Origin of the sequence: Bacillus sp. FSL R5-0431 (assembly GCF_038002985.1) — a bacterium.
Classification (GTDB): domain Bacteria; phylum Bacillota; class Bacilli; order Bacillales; family Bacillaceae; genus Bacillus.
In genome coordinates, this window is record NZ_JBBOOG010000001.1 from 1295228 (window position 1) to 1315071 (window position 19844).

Consider the following 19844-nt stretch of genomic DNA (forward strand, 5'->3'; position numbering starts at 1 on the left):
TAAATATGATCAAACCTTTTGTGCCCCAGCTTGTTTACATTGAACCAAGGGCGTTAGAGTACCCGTTAGGACGAGAGCTGAAGGAAAAGTTCGAGGGTATGGGTATTGAAATAAGAGAAACGACTTCACATAACCAAGTAAGAAATATTCCGGGTAAAAATGACTTGCAAAAGTATCGTAATGCGAAATCAACGCTTGTCATTGGTGTGAGGAAAACGTTGAAGTTTGATACGTCTAAACCATCTGCAGAGTATGCGATCCCATTTGCGACAGGATGTATGGGGCATTGCCATTATTGCTATCTGCAAACGACAATGGGAAGTAAGCCGTACATTCGAACATATGTGAATGTTGAAGAAATATTAGATCAGGCGGAGCAGTACATGAACGAGCGTGCGCCTGAAATCACGAGATTTGAAGCTTCTTGTACTTCAGATATTGTAGGAATTGACCATTTGACACATACACTAAAGGCAGCGATTGAATACTTCGGCCAGACTGATCTTGGTAAGCTTCGCTTTGTCACCAAATTTCATCATGTCGATCATTTACTTGATGCAAAGCACAACGGCCGAACAAGATTCCGCTTTAGTATCAATGCGGATTATGTCATTAAATATTTCGAACCCGGAACATCACCGTTAGATCAGCGGATTGAAGCAGCTGTCAAGGTCGCAAAAGCAGGCTATCCTCTTGGCTTTATTATTGCCCCAATTTACATTCACGAAGGCTGGCAGGAAGGATATAAAGTTCTTTTTGAAAAGCTCGATGCAGCCCTAACTGAAGATGTCAGGCACGATATCACCTTTGAAATGATTCAGCATCGTTTTACAAAACCAGCGAAGCGTGTGATCCAAAAAAACTATCCGAAATCAAAATTAGAATTGGATGAAGAAAAAAGAAGATACAAGTGGGGTAGATATGGAATTGGGAAATATATCTACCAAAAAGATGAGGAACAAGAACTAAGACAGACGTTAGAATCATATATCGATCAGTACTTTCCGTCTGCAAAAATTGAATATTTTACTTAAAGCAAGCCTTTATGGCTTGTTTTTTCTATTTAAATTTTCTTACAACTATTGAATGCGGTACCAATTTTGCCGATATACAAAATAAGATGCGAAAGTAGGATGTAGGGGTGATGAGATGTTTAAGAAACTTCAAGTGAGAATAGCTGTTTTCATCTCAGTTATTTTAATTTTAACCGTCGTGGCCGTTCAAGTGGGTTCCAACATAGTATTAACACCACTCATTGAACGGGATGCAAAAACCACCACAGCGGCAACAGCAGAAAGCATGAGAGATATTATTGCACAAAAGCTTGATAATTACGGGGGTACAATTAACAAACTGGCAACAAGTACACTGACTGAAGATTTTGCACAAAAGCAAACAAAACAAACATTAGCCTTTGAAAACGATGAACTAAAAGTCTTGCAGGAGCAGGATGAACTCATCTCACTTGCCTATATAGGAACAAGTGACGGTAAAATGTTTGCCTTCCCAGAGTCTGATTTTGGTGAAGGATATGATCCAACTAAGCGAGATTGGTTTATCAATTCGGCTGAAAAGCCTGATGAAGTCATCTGGACAGATCCGTATATTGATAAAGCAACGAATGAAATGGTTGTCTCAGCCACCAAGGCAATTGTGCGAAATGGAAAGGTTGTTGGAGTCGCAGGACTTGATTTGAAGCTGTCTTCCATTCAATCGTATATAAAGGAACAAAAGATTCCTTATATGGGAAACGCTTTCTTAGTAGATGGCAAAGGAACGATTTTGGCACATCCAACTGAGCAAGGAAAAAACATATCAAAAGTCGCTTCTGTAAAAAAAGCGATCGACAATTCCGGTCTTGATGATAACAAAGAACTGACGGTCATATCTAAAATCAAAGAGGCCGATTGGACAATAGGTGTCAGCTTTGAGAAAAAGAAACTGCTTTGGATCACAGAACAAATGAATCAGACAAGCATCATGATTTCAGTCATTGCCATTGTTCTTGCGATCATTCTCAGTTTCTTATTAGCAAGAAGCATCACAACGCCAATCAAGCGTCTGATCGAGCATGTGCGTAAGGTGTCTGAAGGTGATTTAACCAGCTCACTTGAAACGAAATCTCAAGATGAGATTGGTTTCCTCACGAAGAGCTTTAATCAAATGACCGAGGGGATCAGAGAGTTAATTGAAAAAGTAAAAGGGGCTTCAGACCAAGTAGTGACATCTACGGATGAAGTCACGCAAATTTCAAATGAAACCTTACTGTCGAGCGAACAGATTGCAACGGCCATTCAAGAGGTGGCAACAGGTGCGTCTAAGCAGGCTTCAGAAGCAGAAACGATTAATGAGAAATCAGAGCATTTATATGAAAAAGTACGTCATATGGGTGAGCTTGCCACGCAAATGCAAGCCAACTCAAAATCATCTGAAGATGCAGGCTATAGAGGGCTCGATGCACTAGGTATGCTCGTTCAAAAATCAACACAAGCGAACGAGGAATCGAAGAAAGTGGAGCAAATGCTGCTTGACCTTGAACATAAAACGAAAAATATTGAAAACGTTGTGACCGCCATCTCTGAAATCTCTGATCAAACGAATTTACTTGCTCTGAATGCAAGCATTGAAGCAGCGAGAGCCGGAGAAAGCGGACGAGGATTTGCTGTTGTTGCAGAAGAAGTCAGAAAGCTTGCTGAACAATCTGCGCAATCAACCAAACACATTAGTGAAACCGTCAAACTCATTCAAGATGAATCGAAAAAGGCGGCTGAAGCGATGACGGCAGCAAGTAAGATGAATGAGGAACAAGGTGAAGCCATTAATGCAACAGGCGAGGCACTGAGCAGCATCACAATGGAAATGCAGGCACTTGTCGGCTCAATTGACAGCATTCATACACAGATCAATGAAATGACAGACGAACAGCAGAAAATGAATGACTCCATTCAAAGCATTGCTGCGATCTCAGAAGAATCTGCGGCTTCAGCTGAGGAAGTGCATGCGTCTACAGATGAACAAGTCCAAGCTTTAGAAAGAACGAAAACTTCGACTGAAATGCTGAACGAATCAAGCCAGGCATTACGTCAGGCGGTTGATCGGTTTAAGCTGTAATCAAGCGGAAAGGAACCTTGCGACGTGAGCAAGGTTCTTTTTGTATGATAAAATAAAGCTAGAGGAGGTGTTGACATGGATGTCAATCTATCTGGAAAAAAAGCCTTGGTCGCTGCAAGCAGTCAAGGTATTGGAAAAGCCATTGCCTTTGCTCTAGCAAAAGAGGGAGCAGATGTGATGCTTTCAGGAAGGCATGAGCACACGCTGAAAGAAACAGTCAAAGAATTATCTCCGCTTGTAAAAGGAAAGCTGACTTATCAAGTATGTGATGTGTCTGACGCGCAGCAAATCAAGGCGCTAGTTCAAGCGGCAGCTGGAGATGAGAAGTGTCTAGACATTCTTGTGAACAATACAGGCGGGCCTAAAACAGGGACGCTTGAAACCTTAACAGATGAAGACTGGATGGAATCATTTCAGCTTCATTTACTCAGTTATATTCGATTATTAAAAGAGGCCTTGCCTTATTTGAAAAAACACGGCGCACGCGTGTTAAACATTGCGTCTATGTCAGTGAAAGAACCGATCCCAGGCTTGATGCTGTCAAATACTTTTAGACCGGCTATTGCCGGCTGGACAAAAACAGCCGCTCAGGAGTTTGCAAAGGATGGCATTTTAATCAATACGTTAGCCCCAGGGAAAATTGAAACAGACCGCGTCAAACAGCTGGACAAGCACCGCGCACAGGCAGAGCACTTAACGGTTGAAGAAATCAAAGCACAGGCCGAACGTGCGATTCCGCTTGGCCGTTACGGACAGCCAGAGGAATTTGCAGCATATGCAGCTTTTCTTTTATCTGAAGCCAATACATATATGACAGGTCAAACACTCATGATTGATGGTGGACTGACAAAGTCTCTTTAAGGAGGAACAAGTGATGACACAAATCAAAACAGTTGGTTTTATTGGAATCGGTGTAATGGGACGCAGTATGGCAGGACATTTAATGGATGCCGGATATGAAGTTCTCGTTTATACAAGAACAAAAGCGAAAGCAGATGCACTCATTCAAAAAGGCGCATCATGGAAGCCGGCAGTGAAGGAGATTGCAGAACATGCAGATGCTGTCATCACAATGGTAGGATATCCATCAGATGTAGAAGAAATCTATTTAGGTGAAGAAGGGCTTGTGGCACATGCTGCGCCTGGTACCTATCTGATTGATATGACTACATCGAAGCCTCAGCTGGCAAAAGAAATTGAAATGAAAGCAAAAGAAAAAGGGTTGTTTGCATTAGATGCACCAGTTTCTGGCGGAGACGTAGGGGCAAAAAATGGAACGCTTGCGATTATGATTGGCGGAGAAAAATCAGCCTATGAAGCGTGCCTGCCCTTATTTGAGCAAATGGGCGAAAACATTCAATATCAAGGACCTGCAGGAAGCGGTCAGCATACCAAAATGTGTAACCAAATTGCGATCGCAGCAGGTATGGTAGGCGTTGCAGAGGCCATGGCCTATGCCGAAAAATCAGGACTTGATCCAGAGCATGTGCTCAAAAGCATTACAACGGGCGCGGCAGGAAGCTGGTCCTTGTCAAACCTTGCACCAAGAATGCTGAAAGGTGATTTCGAGCCAGGGTTCTACGTGAAGCATTTTATCAAGGATATGGGCATTGCACTTGAGGAAGCAGAACTGATGGGAGAAGAAATGCCAGGACTCGCGCTTGCAAAGTCACTTTATGAAAAGCTGAGCGAACAGGGCGAAGAAAACAGCGGCACACAGAGTATATATAAATTATGGGTAAAATAAAAAGACCTGTCCCACTTAGAGACAGGTCAGCGTGTAGACAAACCCTCGCATTCGGTGTCAGTCCTGCGTGCCGGTGCTCACGAATGTCAAATTCGCTCCGCTCCGGTACTCGTCCTTCCTAGACTGCAAAGGTTTTCTATCACGCTGAAAAGAAGACAAAAGGCTAAAATGAAGATCATTTTAGCCCTTTGTCAACAATCTGGCCTGTCCCACTTAGGGACAGGTTTTTTAGATATCTTATTTTCCGATGAATTGCTGCGTCCAGTAGTTGCCAGATTTCACATAACCAACACCGATATGTGTATAGTTTTTGTTTAAGATATTTGCTCTGTGGCCTTCACTGTTCATCCATGCAGTCACAACTTCTTGAGGAGATTTTTGACCTTGGGCAATGTTTTCACCTGCTGTTTTGTAAGTGATACCGAATTTCTTCATTTGATCAAATGGAGATCCGTAAGTTGGGCTTGTATGAGAGAAATAGTTTTTATCTTTCATATCTTGAGATTTTGCGCGAGCAGATTTGCTTAGTTTTGAATCAACAGAAAGTGCTTTTAATCCTTGCTTTGCACGCTCTTTGTTTGTAAGCTCAACGACTTCTTTTTCAAATGCATCCAAGCTGCTGTCTGCTTTTGTTGCCGTTGTGTCTTTTTCGTCAGCTTTTGTGTTGTTATTGTTGTTTGTGTTTTGTTTTGCTGGCGTACTTGGTTTAGAAGCAGTAGGTTTTTTCACTGATTCTTGTTTTTGTTCATTTTTTGCTTTGTTTACTTCTTTCACCACTTTTGTGCCAGTAACAGGTTGACCGCTTTTGATCAGCTTGTTTAAAAGAGCTTCGATCTCTTTTTGATTCGACTTGCTTAGCTTGTTTACATCTGAAGAGATATGTAATTTTGCAGCTAATGTATGAAGATCAATGGTTTGATGCTGTACTTGTATCACTTGTTTCAGGTTAAGCTCCTTCGCATCAGCTGAATGTCCTCCAGTGAACGTGATGAGTGCAGCAGCCGTTAGCGCTGAAAAAAAGAATGATTTCTTCTTCATATTGTAACTCCTCCTAAAATCTTTGTTTTGTTTTCTCACAGAAAATCATAACATGGACTTTTTGTTATAAACGTACCAGCATCCTCCATTGACAATGCCTGTTTGTCATTTTTGTTAAAGTCATAAAAAAATCCGCCTCATATCAAAGGATAGGGAATTCTTCCATTTAAAGAAAACGACATAAACATACCAATATTTTAAAGTGTTAGTATATTTTTTTGCATAATAGGGATTGACAGCTTTTTTTCACTTGTTTCGCTGTAACAACTATTACAAAAGTGTTACAATAATGAGTGGTAATTGTAAAAGATTGAAAGGATGAGAGGAGCTACATAAGTGGGAGAGAAACAGCATCAAGGTGGTGCCGAGCAGAAAAAAATCAAGCGCCGGAACGCCTGGAGGATTAATCTCTTTTTCTTCGCTGTCTTTAGTTTATTTGCTGGACTTGTGATCAAGCTTGGTGTGCTGCAGATCGTCAATGGTGAGGATTATAAAAAGCAAGCAAACCGAACAGAGGTCAAAACAGCATCATACCCGTCCCCAAGAGGAAAAATGTATGACGCGAGAGGAAGAGTCGTCGTTGATAACGAAAGTGTACCTGCCATCGTTTATACATCAGAAAGCGGTGTGAAGGCGAAGGATAAGATTAAAGTAGCAAGAAAACTTGCGACTTATATAAAAATGGATACTGATTTTTTGAGAGAGCGTGACATTCGAGATTTTTGGCTGGCAAGCCATCCGAAAGAAGCGGATAAGCTCATTTCAAAAGCAGAGCAAAAGAATCTTAAAGCAAAAGATGTCTATCCGCTTCAAGTAGAGCGTGTGCCTAAGGAAGAGGTCAAGGCGATCGAAAAAAATGCAGAGGAAAAAGCAGTTGCAGCGATCTATCGTAGATTTACAGGCGGATATGCCTTTGAGCCTCAAATTGTGAAAGCAATGGACCCGAACGAAGAGAAAAAAGGGGACGAAAAAGTGGCTTTGCTTGATGAAACAAAAGAATCCAAGCAGACGTCATCCGTGAGTTTGACATATGAAGAGATTTCACTTGTGTCAGAGCATCTGGATGAACTGCATGGTGTAAATGTCATCAATGATTGGACAAGAAAATATCCGTATGAAAAGACCCTTTATAATGTACTTGGCGGTGTGACCACACCAGAGCAAGGCATTATAAAAGAGCGTGAAGATTACTATATGGCAAGAGGCTACTCGCGAAATGACCGGGTAGGGAAGAGCTATTTAGAGTATCAATACGAAGATTTTCTGAATCCAGAGAAAGCGACTGTTCAATATACACAGGTTGGCGGGAAGCTGCTCGATGAAATCAAACGGACAGAGGGGCGAAGAGGACTTGATCTTGCACTGACATTTGATATGGAGCTGCAAAAGGAAGTCGACAAGATCGTCGAATCAGAGCTTAGATCCGCTAGTGCGAGAAACTATATGATGGACCGCGCATTTGTCGTGATGATGGACCCTAACACTGGGGATGTTCTCGCAATGTCTGGCAAGAAAATGGATGGCAGAGACGTCACAGATTATGCCATCGGAACATTTACGACCCAGTACGAAATGGGCTCTGTTGTCAAAGGAGCCACAGTACTTGGCGGTTATCAGGACGGGATGTCACACAACCAATCCTATATGGATACACCGCTTTATTTTGCAGGAAGTAATGGAAAGGCGAAACAGTCTTACAAAGTTCTTGGATGGGTCAATGACCTTCAGGCTCTCCAAAAAAGTTCCAACGTCTACATGTTCCAAGTAGCGATGAGAATGGCGGGCATCACCTATCAAAAGGATGGGCCGTTACCGGCAAGACCTGAGCACCTGCAAAAAATGAGAAACTACTATGCGCAATTCGGTCTTGGCGTGAAAACAGGGATCGATTTGCCGCAGGAATCAAGCGGGATGCAGACGCATCCTAAGACGGTCGGCGGGCTTTTGCTTGATGAAGCAATTGGGCAGTATGACACGTATACACCGCTTCAAGTTGCCCAGTACATGTCAACGATCGCCAATGGAGGAAATCGCGTTCAACCAAGAGTGGTGAAAAGCGTTCACCTTCCAACGAAGAAGGATGAAGTAGGCCCAGTCGTGAAAAAATATGAGCCGAAGGTGCTGAACACGATTAACAACTCGAAAGCAGATATTGACCGCGTCAAAATGGGGCTGAAAATGGTCACATCGACTGGCGGTACTGCCGCTGGCCGCTTTGGTCAGCATGATGTCGCAGGAAAAACAGGGACGGCCCAAACCTTTTACTATGGTGCCAACCGCAGCTGGTGGGGAAATCCCACGTACAATTTAACCTTTGGGGGATATTATCCATCGTCCAATCCGAAGGTGGCTTTTAGTGTCGTGACACCTTATGTCTCAGATAAAGACCCTGTCATTAAAACCATCCCAAGTAAGATTATTGATAAGTACGTTGAATTACAAAAGAAATACGAAAAGCAGTAAACATCAGAGAGCACAGCAAGTGAATGTGCTCTTTTTTGCTGAAAAGATGGACGTTTCCCTCGATGACGGAAGGAAAATACGGGTTTTCTAGCGAATCTTTTTTATACATCAATCTAAGGACAACCCTAAAAAATGAAAAGGAGGGTCGGACGACGATGGAACAAAAAATGAAAGATTCGAATCAGCTTTATTCGAATATCGATTTACATGCCGTTCTTTCTTCTAATGGCCGCTTTCTCTACATTTCTTCTAACTGTAAGCAGCTTTTGCTCTATGAACAAAAGGATTTACTAGGGTGTTTTTTGAAAGACTTTGTTCATACCGAAGATCAATTTCTCGTCGAAAGTTATTTCTACAATCAGCACATGCTAGAGATTTGCCACTTTAGACTGCTTAGAAGTGACCTAACAGCTGTATGGATTGAAGCTAGTATTGATTTTGTCGCTTGTGATGAGTTAGACAGTGAATTAAGTAGAGAAATGATCCTAAAAATGAGGGTGCTGGACGCTGAACCGCAAAAAGCAGCATTTCAAACAACATCAGAAGTGTCAGAACAGTCGTTAGGCAGTCTGCCGGCTTTCCAACATGTCAGTGAAGCTGAACAATTGATTGCCATGCTGCCAAATCCGTTATGTATTACGATTTTAGGGGAAATTGTTTATGCGAATGATGCGATGCTTCAATTAATGGGGGTATGTACAAGAGATGACATGATCGGCAAAACTGCATTTGACTTTATTGCTGAGGAGTACCATGACATTGTGAGAAGCCGAATTACAAGGCTGCAGCAAGGTCTTCCAGTCGGAATGATTGAACAGATTTGGAAACGGAAAGATGGGAGCAGCATTCATATCGAAGTGAAGTCATCACCAACGATCTATCAAAATCAGCGGGCAGAGCTTTTGCTGTTAGTGGACATTTCATCCCGTAAGAAATTCCAAACCGTTCTTCAAAAAAGCCGGGAGCGGTATCAGCTACTCATCCAAAACTCCATTGATACGATTGCGGTCATTCATGATCATAAATGGGTGTTTATGAATGAATCAGGCATTAAATTATTTGAAGCCGAGCATTACGATAAATTAATAGGAAAGGATATTTTCCACCAGATCCATTCCTGTGACCAACAAAAAGTGAAAAAGAGCTTGTCGCGTATTATTGAAAGAGCATCAGATTCCGAGATTGTCACGATGAGCTGTCATACGTTTAAACACAAGCTGATTTATACAGAAATGGTGTGTATCCCAACTACGTTTTTTGGAGAAACAGCCGTTCAAATTATTTTAAGAGATATATCGGAACGCAAGCAGACAGAAGAGCTCATGCTCCGGTCTGAAAAATTATCGATCGCAGGTCAATTGGCTGCTGGCATCGCACATGAAATCAGGAACCCATTGACCGCCATCAAAGGCTTTTTACAGCTCATTAAACCGAAAACAAAAGATCGCGATCAATATTTCGAGATTGTTTTCTCTGAGCTGAGCCGGATAGAGATTATATTAAGCGAGTTGCTCATGCTGGCAAAACCGCAGCAAACGGCATCGATGCAGACACTTGATTTGAAAAAAATCATCAGCGAAGTCACGGCTTTATTAGAAACACAAGCGAACTTAAATGGCATTTTAATGAACACAAGTGAGATAGAAGAGGATCTCCTGATGAACGGGGATCAAAATCAGCTCAAGCAGGTGTTTATCAATTTAATCAAAAATGCCGTCGAATCCATGCCGGACGGAGGTAAGGTTGACATTACGGCCAAAGCAGAAAGAGATGGTATTCTCGTCACCATTCGTGATGAAGGGGTCGGCATTCCTGAATCGGTCATGAAGCGAATAGGAGAGCCTTTTTTAACGACAAAGGAAAAAGGCACTGGACTTGGCCTCATGGTGACATTTAATATTTTAGAAAATCACAACGGGACGATCCGTGTGGATAGTCATCCCGAAAAGGGCACCGTATTTCACATCATGTTTCCTGCAAAATAAAAACAACGGCATGAGAGCCGTTGTTTCAGTCTGTGAAATGAATGGAACGTTTTTCAAGGACGAATTGTTCTAGGCGGTCAAGTCCTTCTTTCAGTGTTTCAAGTGAATAAGCATAGGACAGACGCACATACCCTTCGCCGAGTGGAGAGAAAGCAGACCCTGGTACAACAGCGAGTCTTGTACTTTCTAACAGCTCCATACAAAAATCAAAGGAACTCATCCCAAACAATTCAATGGATGGAAAAATATAAAAAGCGCCAGAAGGCTTAATGACCGGAAGCCCCATAGAAATGAGCCGATCATATACATAATCGAGTCTTTTCTTATATTGCTCTCTCATGATGAGTGCATCATCCACACCATTTGTCACAGCTTCAAGTGCCGCCTTTTGTGAGACAGCCGAGGCACAAGACACGTTATATTGATGTACTTTTAATACATGTTTAGCAATTGGAGCTGAAGCAAATAAAAAGCCAATTCTCCAACCGGTCATGCTATGAGATTTAGACAGTCCGTTAATCACAATGGTCTGTTCCTTTAAGAAAGAGGCAATTGAATGATGCGGCCGGTCAAATGTCAGCTCGCTATAGATTTCGTCTGATAAAATAAAGATGTCTTTTCCTTCAAGGAGCTGGGCAATCTCTTTCAATTCTTCTTCCGAAAGTGTGACACCAGTTGGGTTCGAAGGATAAGGAAGTACAACACACTTTGTCTTTTCCGTTAATGCATCCTCAATCAGCTTGGCATTTAATTTAAAGCCAGCATTCGTTGTGTCGATATGTACGGGCTTCCCGCCGCACATTCGAATGATCGGTTCATAGCCAGGGTAGACAGGTCCAGGTAAAATGACTTCGTCACCCTCTGACAAAATGGTTCGAAACGCAGCATCAATCGCTTGACTTGCACCTGTTGTCACAATGATTTCTGACTCTGCATCATAATCAAGATTGACTTTCTTCTTGATGTAGTGCTGGATTGCTTGTCTTAGCTCTAGGAAACCAGCATTATGAGTGTACGAGGTGAAATTCTCGTCAATGGCTGCTTTGGCAGCTGTTTTGACATGATGCGGCGTATAAAAATCGGGCTGGCCTATCGTCAAAGAAACAACATCCTCATATGACGATACGAGATTTGAAAATGTTCGAATGCCTGAAATTTCAATATCCTTTACTCTTGGATTCAGCAAATGCTCCATTTCTCATCACCTTAAAAATTTATGTTTTTATCCTATTTTACCATTCACTGCATAAATGTCACCCGCGAAAGGCACTGGATATCATTATCTGTAGTCTATTCTCCTATTCATCTCAGCATGAGTGATATATTGAAGAAAGAGCAACATTTATTATAGCGTAACCTCACGAGAAAATACAGGCTGCGGTGAACAGGATTAGAAAACGTCACAACTGTGTAAACTGAAAGAACGTGAGAATCAAGTCATGGGAATTGCTTTCATAGACATACGATCTCCTAAAGGAGGACGATAGATGGAACAATCAGCGAAGACATCGAAAATCGCGTTTCTATCCGTGATGAGTAACACATTTGTTGTTATCTTAAAAATCATTGTGGGGCTGTTGACTGGATCTGTTGCGGTTTTATCAGAAGCCATTCATTCTTTTCTCGATTTAATGGCATCTTTTATTGCATTTATCTCTGTTCGTATTTCAAGAAAGCCAGCAGATTCTAAACATCCTTATGGACATGGAAAAGTCGAAAATATTTCAGGAACGATTGAGACCTTGCTGATTTTCGTTGCTGGCATTTGGATCATATACGAATGTGTTCACAAATTAATGCACCCAGAGCCAGTCAAGCTGCCTGTGCTTGGCATTGTGGTGATGCTGATAGGCGCGCTCATCAATTTTATCGTATCGAAGGCTGTGAACAAAGAGGCGGAGCGAGTGCATTCTGTTGCCATGAAATCGAATGCATTGCACCTGTTAACAGATGTGTATACGTCACTAGGGGTCGCATTCAGTTTATTGCTTGTAGCATTAACCGATTGGTATTTCTTAGATCCGATCATTGGAATGATACTTGCTCTCTTTATTATGCGTGAAGCATTTAAACTCATGAAAGAAGCCTTCCCGCCGCTTGTAGACGCCCGGCTAACACCCGAGGAAGAAAAATCGATAGAAGCAATCATTCAAGGATTCAGTCAAGAGTTCATCGAATATCATGACTTTCGAACAAGACGATCCGGTGCAGAGGAATATATTGATTTCCATTTGATTGTAGATGGTAAGACAACGATTGAAGATGTTCACCAATTATGTGATCGAATTGAAGAGAAGATTCAGCAAGAATTTCCGCATGCACAAATCTTTATTCATGTAGAACCTGAAAGTGAAAGAACTTCACAAACGTAAAAAAGGCGATCAACCAACTTAGGTTGTATCGCCTTTTTTTACGCTTCATCTATGAAATGAAATCAATATCCATAAGCAGTATCGTAATCTTCATACCAAGAGATATAAGCTGCGTCATCATTTGACAAATCATGCTTCATGTCCAAAAAATCAGCTTCGCAAATATCTTCAATCACAGTCATTTCGTTGTTCTTTAATAGTACGACAGTTCCCATCATGAACACCTTTCTTTAAAAAATCCTTGACTATTGTACCATGTGAAGAGCGGTTGTCAACAGCAGAATGGAAACAAGACGAAAATATCACAAAATGTTAAAAAATCAGGAGGTAAAAGAACTAGAATTGCCATGATTTTCACAAATTTTCAGTATTTATTCTCATAAAAAATTGAGAACAAACTGATCTAAAATATATGTAAAAGTATACAGCTCCATTGATCTTACTATATTCATAAGATATAATAACGAATGATTATAAGAAATTTATAGAAAACATACATAATAAAGGAGAAATAGGATGGAAACAAACATAACAGAACCACACATTCAAGAAAAGAAGCATCCTGAGCTAGCAGGCGTGGGCTACCGCTTTCTTGCCCACCTTTTGGACGGCGTCATTATCAGTGTTCCTTATGCCTTCATCATGTTTATTTTGTTCACACTCTTTTTTGTCTCAAGCCCAGAGGCAGCATTTATGCTAGAGGATGACAGCTATTACTATTCCACAACCGTCATGACGGATGAAGAATGGGCTGTCATTATGGGACTTATCTTTTTCTACGTAGCATCGATCTTAATCGGTATCGTGTTGACATGGCTTTATTACGCTATTATGGAAGCATCAAAACTGCAAGGAACTCTTGGTAAGATGGCTCTTGGGATCAAAGTGACAAAAGTAACAGGCGAAAAAGTAACATTCGGACGAGCAACTGGCCGCTTTTTTGCAAAAGTCTTTTTGTCTCCAATCTTATGTATTGGGTACATCATTGCCTTTTTCACAGAGAAAAAACAAGCGCTTCACGATTTAATTGCAAGTACGATTGTTGTGAAGAAATAAAGAAAAAAAGCACCTCTGCTCAATAGTAAGGGGTGCTTTTTGTATAGATTGCTTGTATGGAAGAGGGAAGCATGACATAAAATAGAATGATAGTGAAAAATCAGGCAGGGAAGGGAGACAAACGATTGAGAACAGGAAAAAAGACCATGCAGAAAAAAGGGGCAGGCTTCAGGTTGTTTTTGACAGCACCCGTTTTGGCCTGGGCATTGTATGACTTTGCAAATACGATATTTTCATCCAATATGATCACCATTTTCTTCCCGTTCTACTTGCAGGAAACGATTGGAGACAGTGCGAGAATGGATCAGATCGCCAGTACGTTTATTTCTTATGCAAACGCACTAGCCAGCATTTTTCTCGTCATGTTTACACCATTATACGGGGTTCTGATCGATCGTACAGGAAAAAAGAAGCGCTACATCACAGTGTTTACTTTAATATGTATAACTTGTACGTTTTTGATGGGGATCTTTGCTGGAATTGATTTCTCAAGCGAATGGTTTGGGCTGCCTGTCTCCTTATTAGTAGTTGTCACCTTGTTTGTGATCGCAAAATTTTTCTATCACTCGAGCCTAGTGTTTTATGACACCATTCTGCCCGATCTTGGGACAAAGGATGAAATACCGCTTATTTCTGGGTTTGGCATTGCCGTTGGTTATTTAGGGACGCTTGTCGGTCTCTCAGTTTATTTACTTGTCGGCAATGACCAATTTCATGAAGCATTTATTCCGACAGCGCTTTTATTCTTTCTCTTTTTCCTGCCCTTTCTCTTTTTTGTAAAAGACCCTCATCCGCTGCCGCAGCAAGAGAAAAAGGCGTCATTTTTCAGCGGGTATAAAGAAATTATTCGCACGTTTAAAGAGATGAAGCAATACAAGCCGGCTTTTATCTTTATGATTGCTTTCTTTTTTATGAATGATGCCTTACAGACAGCGATTGCGATGATGGCTGTTTATGCCAAAATCATCATTGGTTTTACCGCTGGGCAATTTATTCTGCTTTATCTGGTGTCGACCATTTCAAGTATCATTGGCTCCTTTCTATTTGGATATATCACAAAGGCGATTGGGGCAAAGCGCTCGATTACAGTCGTGTATGTGATTTTGATCGTGGCCCTGATTCTGGCTGTTACAGCCACAACGGAATGGGTCTTCTGGGTGGCCGGCAGTTTATTCGGAATTTCACTCGGCGCAAGCTGGGGGGCATCAAGAATATTGATTATTGAGCTGACACCGAAGGAAAAGAGAGGACAGTTTTTTGGTCTCTTTGCATTCTCAGGGAAGGTGTCTTCCATTATTGGACCCATCATTTATGGCTCAGTCACTCTGCTGTTTGCAGAGCACGGAAATCTCGCAAGCCGCCTTGCACTAGGGTCTTTACTCATTCTTGCAGCGATAGGACTTGTGATTCATCAATTCGTACGAGAGAAAGCGTAAAGAAACGTCAACTTTTTACCTATGATGCCGATATAAAAAGTACAATCTTATATTGAAGAATAGAGGGATTTCCGTGGCTTTAAACAAACAAGAAATTTTACTTGACTCTGGTACCAATGAATTGGAAATTGTGAAGTTTGAAATTGGTTCAAATCAATTCGGCATTAACGTCATGAAAGTAAGAGAAATCATTCAGCCGGTTGAGGTGACGGTTGTACCGCACTCTCATCAAGATGTAGAAGGGATGATTAGTTTACGAGGCGAGATTTTACCAGTCATCAATCTATTTTCCTTTTTTAATGTCGAGTCAGATCAGTCAGAACAAGAGAAATATATTGTGACTGAATTCAACCAACGGAAATTTGTGTTCCATACAGGAACGGTATCACAAATTCACCGCGTCAGCTGGGAAGAAATTGAAAAGCCAACTGCACTCAATCAAGGGATGGACCGTCATTTAACGGGCATCATTAAGCTTGATGAAAAAATGATTTTCCTTCCAGATTACGAGAAAATCATTTATGATATTGAATCCGCTTCTGGAGTAGAAACGTATCATATGTTTGACGGTGAGAAAGACGAGAGAAGAACAGGGAAGAAGCTTTATGTCGTTGAAGACTCTCCGCTTCTCATGCGTTTATTAACAAATGAATTAACCGAAGCAGGCTATAAAAACATTGTGACCTTTGAAGATGGCAAACAGGCATATGACCACGTCATGGACCTTGTCAGCAAAGGAATCAGTGTGACAGAAGAAATTGATATGATTATTACGGATATTGAAATGCCAAAAATGGATGGTCACCGATTAACGAAACTGTTGAAGGAAAATCCTTTAACGAGTTCCATTCCGATTCTCATCTTCTCTTCGTTAATCACTGAAGATTTGCGGCATAAAGGGGAAACAATTGGTGCAGATGATCAAATTAGTAAACCAGAAATTCATCAGCTGATTGAAAAAGTCGATCACTTTATTATCTAAACAAAAAACCACTCGGCATGAGTGGTTTTTTTGTTTAAAAATAACTTTCCCCGAGTCGTTTGAAGACGGGCTTTGTGTAATGTGATTTTTGTTTTGTGGCGGTAGGTTTTTCTTTTAAACCGACATACGTTTGAAGTAGTTGCTTTGCTCGGTTTAAAGACATATTCGCTTTCGGATTGCGATATGATTGATTTAAATTTCCTAAGTGTGGCAAAAATTCGAAGTCTTCTTTGGTTGGTGGCAGGTGAAAATAATAATCTCCAATTTCAATCAGCACGTCGGACTGTTGTTGACTATATTTGGGATTGTTAGAGAAATGTAGGCCCACTTTTCTTCCTTTACCTTCTTGCAATAGTTTTTGCAGCGCACGTTTTTTCAAAAGATAAAGAAACTTGGGATTTGGTGCGGTTTTAGCATGGCGGTTAACGGTATAAATGGCTTTTGCGATGTTTTCTGCTGTAGGTTCTATGTCTTTAGTATGAGCATAATCGTCCATTTTTTCTCTCCTTTGTCTTTCGTCTTCCTGTGCTTAGTATAAATTATACGTTTTTATTAGTAAATTGCAAATAGAGTTATTGTAAAAGCGATAGGATTCCTAGCCCTCTTATCTACAATAGCCATTCAGGAAGGTTCTAAAACGTGGTTGAATATAAAAATGGCAGAATGATCAGCAAAGACACAGCATCTATTCACTATGATTTTTCTTCTATCTGTTTCAGGTGGAAAGAATGCGGCGCATTTCATTTTCTATATGCTAAAGGTGTTGTATATTCATTCTTTTAAGCATAGTTGAAGCTGCATTGGTAAGCAAATTCTGTATTGAATTCCGTTTTTTGAAGCAGGATGAGGCTTTGTTGAACTTTCACATAATGAGGAGGTAACTTCTATAAACTTCTTTAATTGAAGGATCTGCAGCATTCAGAGCGGCTTAGCTGACCAGCATGAGGGATATCTTGAAGTAGCATCTTTTCGATAATGTTGGCGAATCCATTGCTGACGGTGTCATTGGTGGGCAAAGGAGAAGAGACGTTCATTGCAAGAAGGGCAGAAGAATTGACTGAATGAAATATATACGAAGTGAACTATTAGTTCATGATAACTACCTATTTTAAATAAATGGGTAGTTTCTCAATTTGGATTCATTCTGAAACTTTACCATATGCCTGACAACATGTCGAACATATGGTTTAACAACATGGTCTATTTCTTATGACTTGAATAAGCGCAATAGAAGCAACCATTAAAAACAGTTTCATTCGTCATTTGTTTAGCTTCATCAATGGCGCTCTCGCCACTCATGTGCAGACCAATCAATTTACGGCTTGCAGCATCACCTAAAAATGCACAATCCTCTGTATGTACAACATACTGTCCTTGATCATCTTTTGTATGAATAAAATAATAACTTTTTAGCATACCCCTCACCTCCAACCTGACTATCCTACTATAAAACTTCCAAAGATGTAAAGAAATTTTATAAAAATTTTTGCAATTTTATACACGTTCCTGTTTTTTGAAAAAAAAGAAATAAAGGCTATATAATGAAAGGGATTGATAGAATGGATGTAAGAGGTAAAAGTTAAAAGAGAAGAATGGATCGATTGAAGGGCATGTTGACTCCTCTATTGGTTGTTGTTGCTTCAAATAGCTTCAATCAACAGAGTAAATAACGTCGTAGGGCGTTTCAGCTATGAAAAAAAGGACTTCCTTTTAAAGAAAGTCCTTTTTCCTGTTCAATTATTGCGCTCCCTGGCCTTTTAGTTCACGCTGCACATCTAAGTCGGCAGCTTCTCTGCTGAACTTCGGCAGTGTAATGAAGTAAAAAAGGAAAACGAGTAAAATAATAACGCCCATTCCGTAATAAATATAAGAAACGTTTGCAATGAGTTTTGGAAATAGTACCGCAATCAAACCTAATGTCATGGATTGAGCAAACATTGTAAGCGGATCAACCCATCCTGACACACGTCCCATCAGACGAGGATGGACGATTCTCGGCAGCCAGCCGCCAATGACAATGTTGACTGGGCCAATGCATGTACCAATGACAAATGATGTGACATAAAACAACCATAGTGTATGGGTGGAACCAAGTACAAAAATCAGAATGCCTGCAACCAGAATTGGAAGCGACATGAGATATTGCATCTTTACTTTTTTAGCGAGAACAGAGCCCATTAAGCTGCCAACAAGCAGGCCTGCACCGATCGCGATTGTAAAGAAGGATGTATGCAGTTCAAAATGGTCCGGTGAAAGGCCATATTTCATTGTAAACATCGGAAGTACAGCAAATGCGCCATTGACTAGACCAAAAACAAAGAAGCCAAAAATTAAAGAAGCCAACAATTTATTTTTTATAATGTAAAGAATTCCTTCTTTAAAATCTTTTAGAGACGTTTTAATGGTCATGCCTCTCCAGCCTGCTTGTCCATTTGGCTGACGTGCTTCAATTGGAATGTTACATGAACGAATCAGGATGCCTGAAACAATAAAACTGATCAAATCAATGGTAATGGCACCGTGAAGTCCAATAGTCTTATACATAATAGCACCGATTCCAACACCAAATACCATGAATAAACTAAACAGCATTTGATTTAAGCCAGCGGCTTTGGCATATTGATCTTTATTTAAAATCGCCTGAACGAGAGAGGCTTCAGCTGGATAGAAGAACTTCGTAATGGCACTTCGTATAAACAAGATCAAGAAAATAAGTGGAAGTGAATTGAAATAAATCACAATGAATAAAACAATCGTCAGCCCAGCTCGTATCCAATCGCAATTCTCTGCGACTTTTTTACGATCAAAACGATCTGCTACTACACCAACCATAAAAAAGACAAAGATCGTTGGAAGTGAATACATGAGCTCTGCTAATGTGGCATAGGCGGGCTGATGACTAAAATGATCGAGCAAATAAAAGGCAAACGCCATATTGCCTACTGTTGTCCCCATTTGCGAAGAAAGTGCTGCAAAAAAGAGACGAACAAAATTTCTGTTTTTAAAAATATCCATAAATACGCTCCTTAACCTGAAGATCCCACTTTATATCATATAAAATTTTAAGCATTCATACAATTGATTTCTCCTACTGGCTAATGGTCACAGGTGTTCCGTTTGGAACGATTGAAGCAAGTTCGATGACATTCTGATTATACATACGAATGCACCCTCTAGACACAGCTTTACCAATTGAAGACGGGTTATTCGTACCGTGGATGCCGTAATGAATTTTCGAGAGGCTCAGCCAATATGCGCCAAAGGGACCTCCTGGGTTTGGCTGTCTGTTGACAATATAATAAGAACCTGTCGGTGTCATATTTAAAATTCTTCCTGTTGCGATCGGATACGACCGAATAAGCTGTGATCCAGAAAACAATACGAGACGTTTCCTTGAAATCGAAACAGAGATGCGGTAAGGGATCGAACTAGGATCGGGCAGACCAGGAATGATGATGACCTCATTTTGTACAGGCTCTTGACCTTGAAGTGACGGATTTGCAGCCTTTAAGGCATCTGTTGTTGTTCGGAAATCAAGCGCTATAGAAGCAAGGGTTTCTCCATTTTTCACCGTATATCGCAGCACCAAAGGACACTCCTTTCACTCAAATAAAAGAAGCCATAATGTCCGTCACTAGATATATATATGGACGG

At 40.8% G+C, this 19844-nt stretch carries 17 protein-coding genes; 10 read left to right on the forward strand and 7 right to left on the reverse strand.

The genetic code is table 11. The features are described from left to right. The first annotated feature begins 5 nt into the window (after positions 1–5). The 4 genes from splB (at position 6) to MKZ03_RS06445 (ending at position 4858) form a co-directional block, all read left to right on the forward strand. Entirely contained in the window at positions 6–1034 is a 1029-nt protein-coding gene (gene splB / locus MKZ03_RS06430; protein ID WP_060596131.1) for a spore photoproduct lyase, read from the forward strand. A gap of 115 nt (positions 1035–1149) precedes the next feature. Beyond that, positions 1150–3111, forward strand: a complete 1962-nt coding sequence (locus tag MKZ03_RS06435) for a methyl-accepting chemotaxis protein (protein ID WP_034662818.1) — start codon at positions 1150–1152, stop codon at positions 3109–3111. 75 nt (positions 3112–3186) lie between these two features. After that, the gene (locus tag MKZ03_RS06440; protein WP_341031330.1) at positions 3187–3972 is read left to right on the forward strand and encodes an SDR family oxidoreductase; all 786 of its coding nucleotides are present in this window, start codon (positions 3187–3189) and stop codon (positions 3970–3972) included. A 13-nt stretch (positions 3973–3985) separates the two neighbouring features. Then, entirely contained in the window at positions 3986–4858 is an 873-nt protein-coding gene (locus MKZ03_RS06445) for an NAD(P)-dependent oxidoreductase (protein WP_106038795.1), read from the forward strand. A gap of 237 nt (positions 4859–5095) precedes the next feature. On the opposite strand, the gene MKZ03_RS06450 is transcribed toward MKZ03_RS06445, so the two are convergent. Continuing rightward, positions 5096–5896: a CAP domain-containing protein gene (locus MKZ03_RS06450; RefSeq protein ID WP_341031332.1), complete on the reverse strand. Its 801-nt coding sequence runs from the start codon at positions 5894–5896 to the stop codon at positions 5096–5098. A gap of 336 nt (positions 5897–6232) precedes the next feature. Between MKZ03_RS06450 and MKZ03_RS06455 the strand changes: the two genes are divergently transcribed. Beyond that, a complete protein-coding gene (locus MKZ03_RS06455) occupies positions 6233–8359 on the forward strand; it encodes a peptidoglycan D,D-transpeptidase FtsI family protein (RefSeq protein ID WP_334748849.1) in 2127 nt (708 codons plus the stop codon). Positions 8360–8514: 155 nt separating this feature from the next. Continuing rightward, complete coding sequence (locus MKZ03_RS06460; RefSeq protein WP_340972562.1) at positions 8515–10344, forward strand: PAS domain-containing protein; 1830 nt, start codon at positions 8515–8517, stop codon at positions 10342–10344. A 25-nt stretch (positions 10345–10369) separates the two neighbouring features. Here MKZ03_RS06460 and MKZ03_RS06465 read toward each other — a convergent pair whose 3' ends face one another. Next, positions 10370–11539, reverse strand: a complete 1170-nt coding sequence (locus tag MKZ03_RS06465; protein ID WP_307499540.1) for an aminotransferase A — start codon at positions 11537–11539, stop codon at positions 10370–10372. A 292-nt stretch (positions 11540–11831) separates the two neighbouring features. Here MKZ03_RS06465 and MKZ03_RS06470 point away from each other — a divergent pair, with 292 nt between their 5' ends. Next, positions 11832–12716, forward strand: coding sequence for a cation diffusion facilitator family transporter (locus MKZ03_RS06470; protein ID WP_341031336.1), 885 nt, complete (start codon positions 11832–11834; stop codon positions 12714–12716). Between the two features lie 62 nt (positions 12717–12778). On the opposite strand, the gene MKZ03_RS06475 is transcribed toward MKZ03_RS06470, so the two are convergent. Next, on the reverse strand, positions 12779–12931 hold the full coding sequence (locus MKZ03_RS06475) for a hypothetical protein (RefSeq protein ID WP_162839369.1): 153 nt from the start codon (positions 12929–12931) through the stop codon (positions 12779–12781). Positions 12932–13232: 301 nt separating this feature from the next. On the opposite strand from MKZ03_RS06475, the gene MKZ03_RS06480 reads away from it, so the two are divergent. The 3 genes from MKZ03_RS06480 to MKZ03_RS06490 all read left to right on the forward strand — a co-directional run bounded on the left by MKZ03_RS06480 (position 13233) and on the right by MKZ03_RS06490 (position 16190). Further along, entirely contained in the window at positions 13233–13772 is a 540-nt protein-coding gene (locus MKZ03_RS06480; RefSeq protein WP_060596139.1) for an RDD family protein, read from the forward strand. 125 nt (positions 13773–13897) lie between these two features. After that, on the forward strand, positions 13898–15208 hold the full coding sequence (locus MKZ03_RS06485; protein WP_307499543.1) for an MFS transporter: 1311 nt from the start codon (positions 13898–13900) through the stop codon (positions 15206–15208). A gap of 73 nt (positions 15209–15281) precedes the next feature. Then, positions 15282–16190 (forward strand): chemotaxis protein, encoded by a 909-nt coding sequence (locus MKZ03_RS06490; RefSeq protein ID WP_034662787.1) that lies wholly within the window; start codon positions 15282–15284, stop codon positions 16188–16190. A gap of 34 nt (positions 16191–16224) precedes the next feature. Here MKZ03_RS06490 and MKZ03_RS06495 read toward each other — a convergent pair whose 3' ends face one another. From MKZ03_RS06495 to MKZ03_RS06515, 4 genes are all read right to left on the reverse strand, one after another. Continuing rightward, entirely contained in the window at positions 16225–16686 is a 462-nt protein-coding gene (locus MKZ03_RS06495) for a YkyB family protein (RefSeq protein WP_012009774.1), read from the reverse strand. 704 nt (positions 16687–17390) lie between these two features. Further along, entirely contained in the window at positions 17391–17606 is a 216-nt protein-coding gene (locus tag MKZ03_RS06505) for a hypothetical protein (protein WP_307499544.1), read from the reverse strand. Positions 17607–17927: 321 nt separating this feature from the next. Next, positions 17928–19205, reverse strand: coding sequence for an MFS transporter (locus MKZ03_RS06510; protein ID WP_341031341.1), 1278 nt, complete (start codon positions 19203–19205; stop codon positions 17928–17930). A 73-nt stretch (positions 19206–19278) separates the two neighbouring features. Beyond that, complete coding sequence (locus MKZ03_RS06515) at positions 19279–19776, reverse strand: L,D-transpeptidase family protein (protein ID WP_060596140.1); 498 nt, start codon at positions 19774–19776, stop codon at positions 19279–19281. Between the last annotated feature and the right edge of the window lie 68 nt (positions 19777–19844).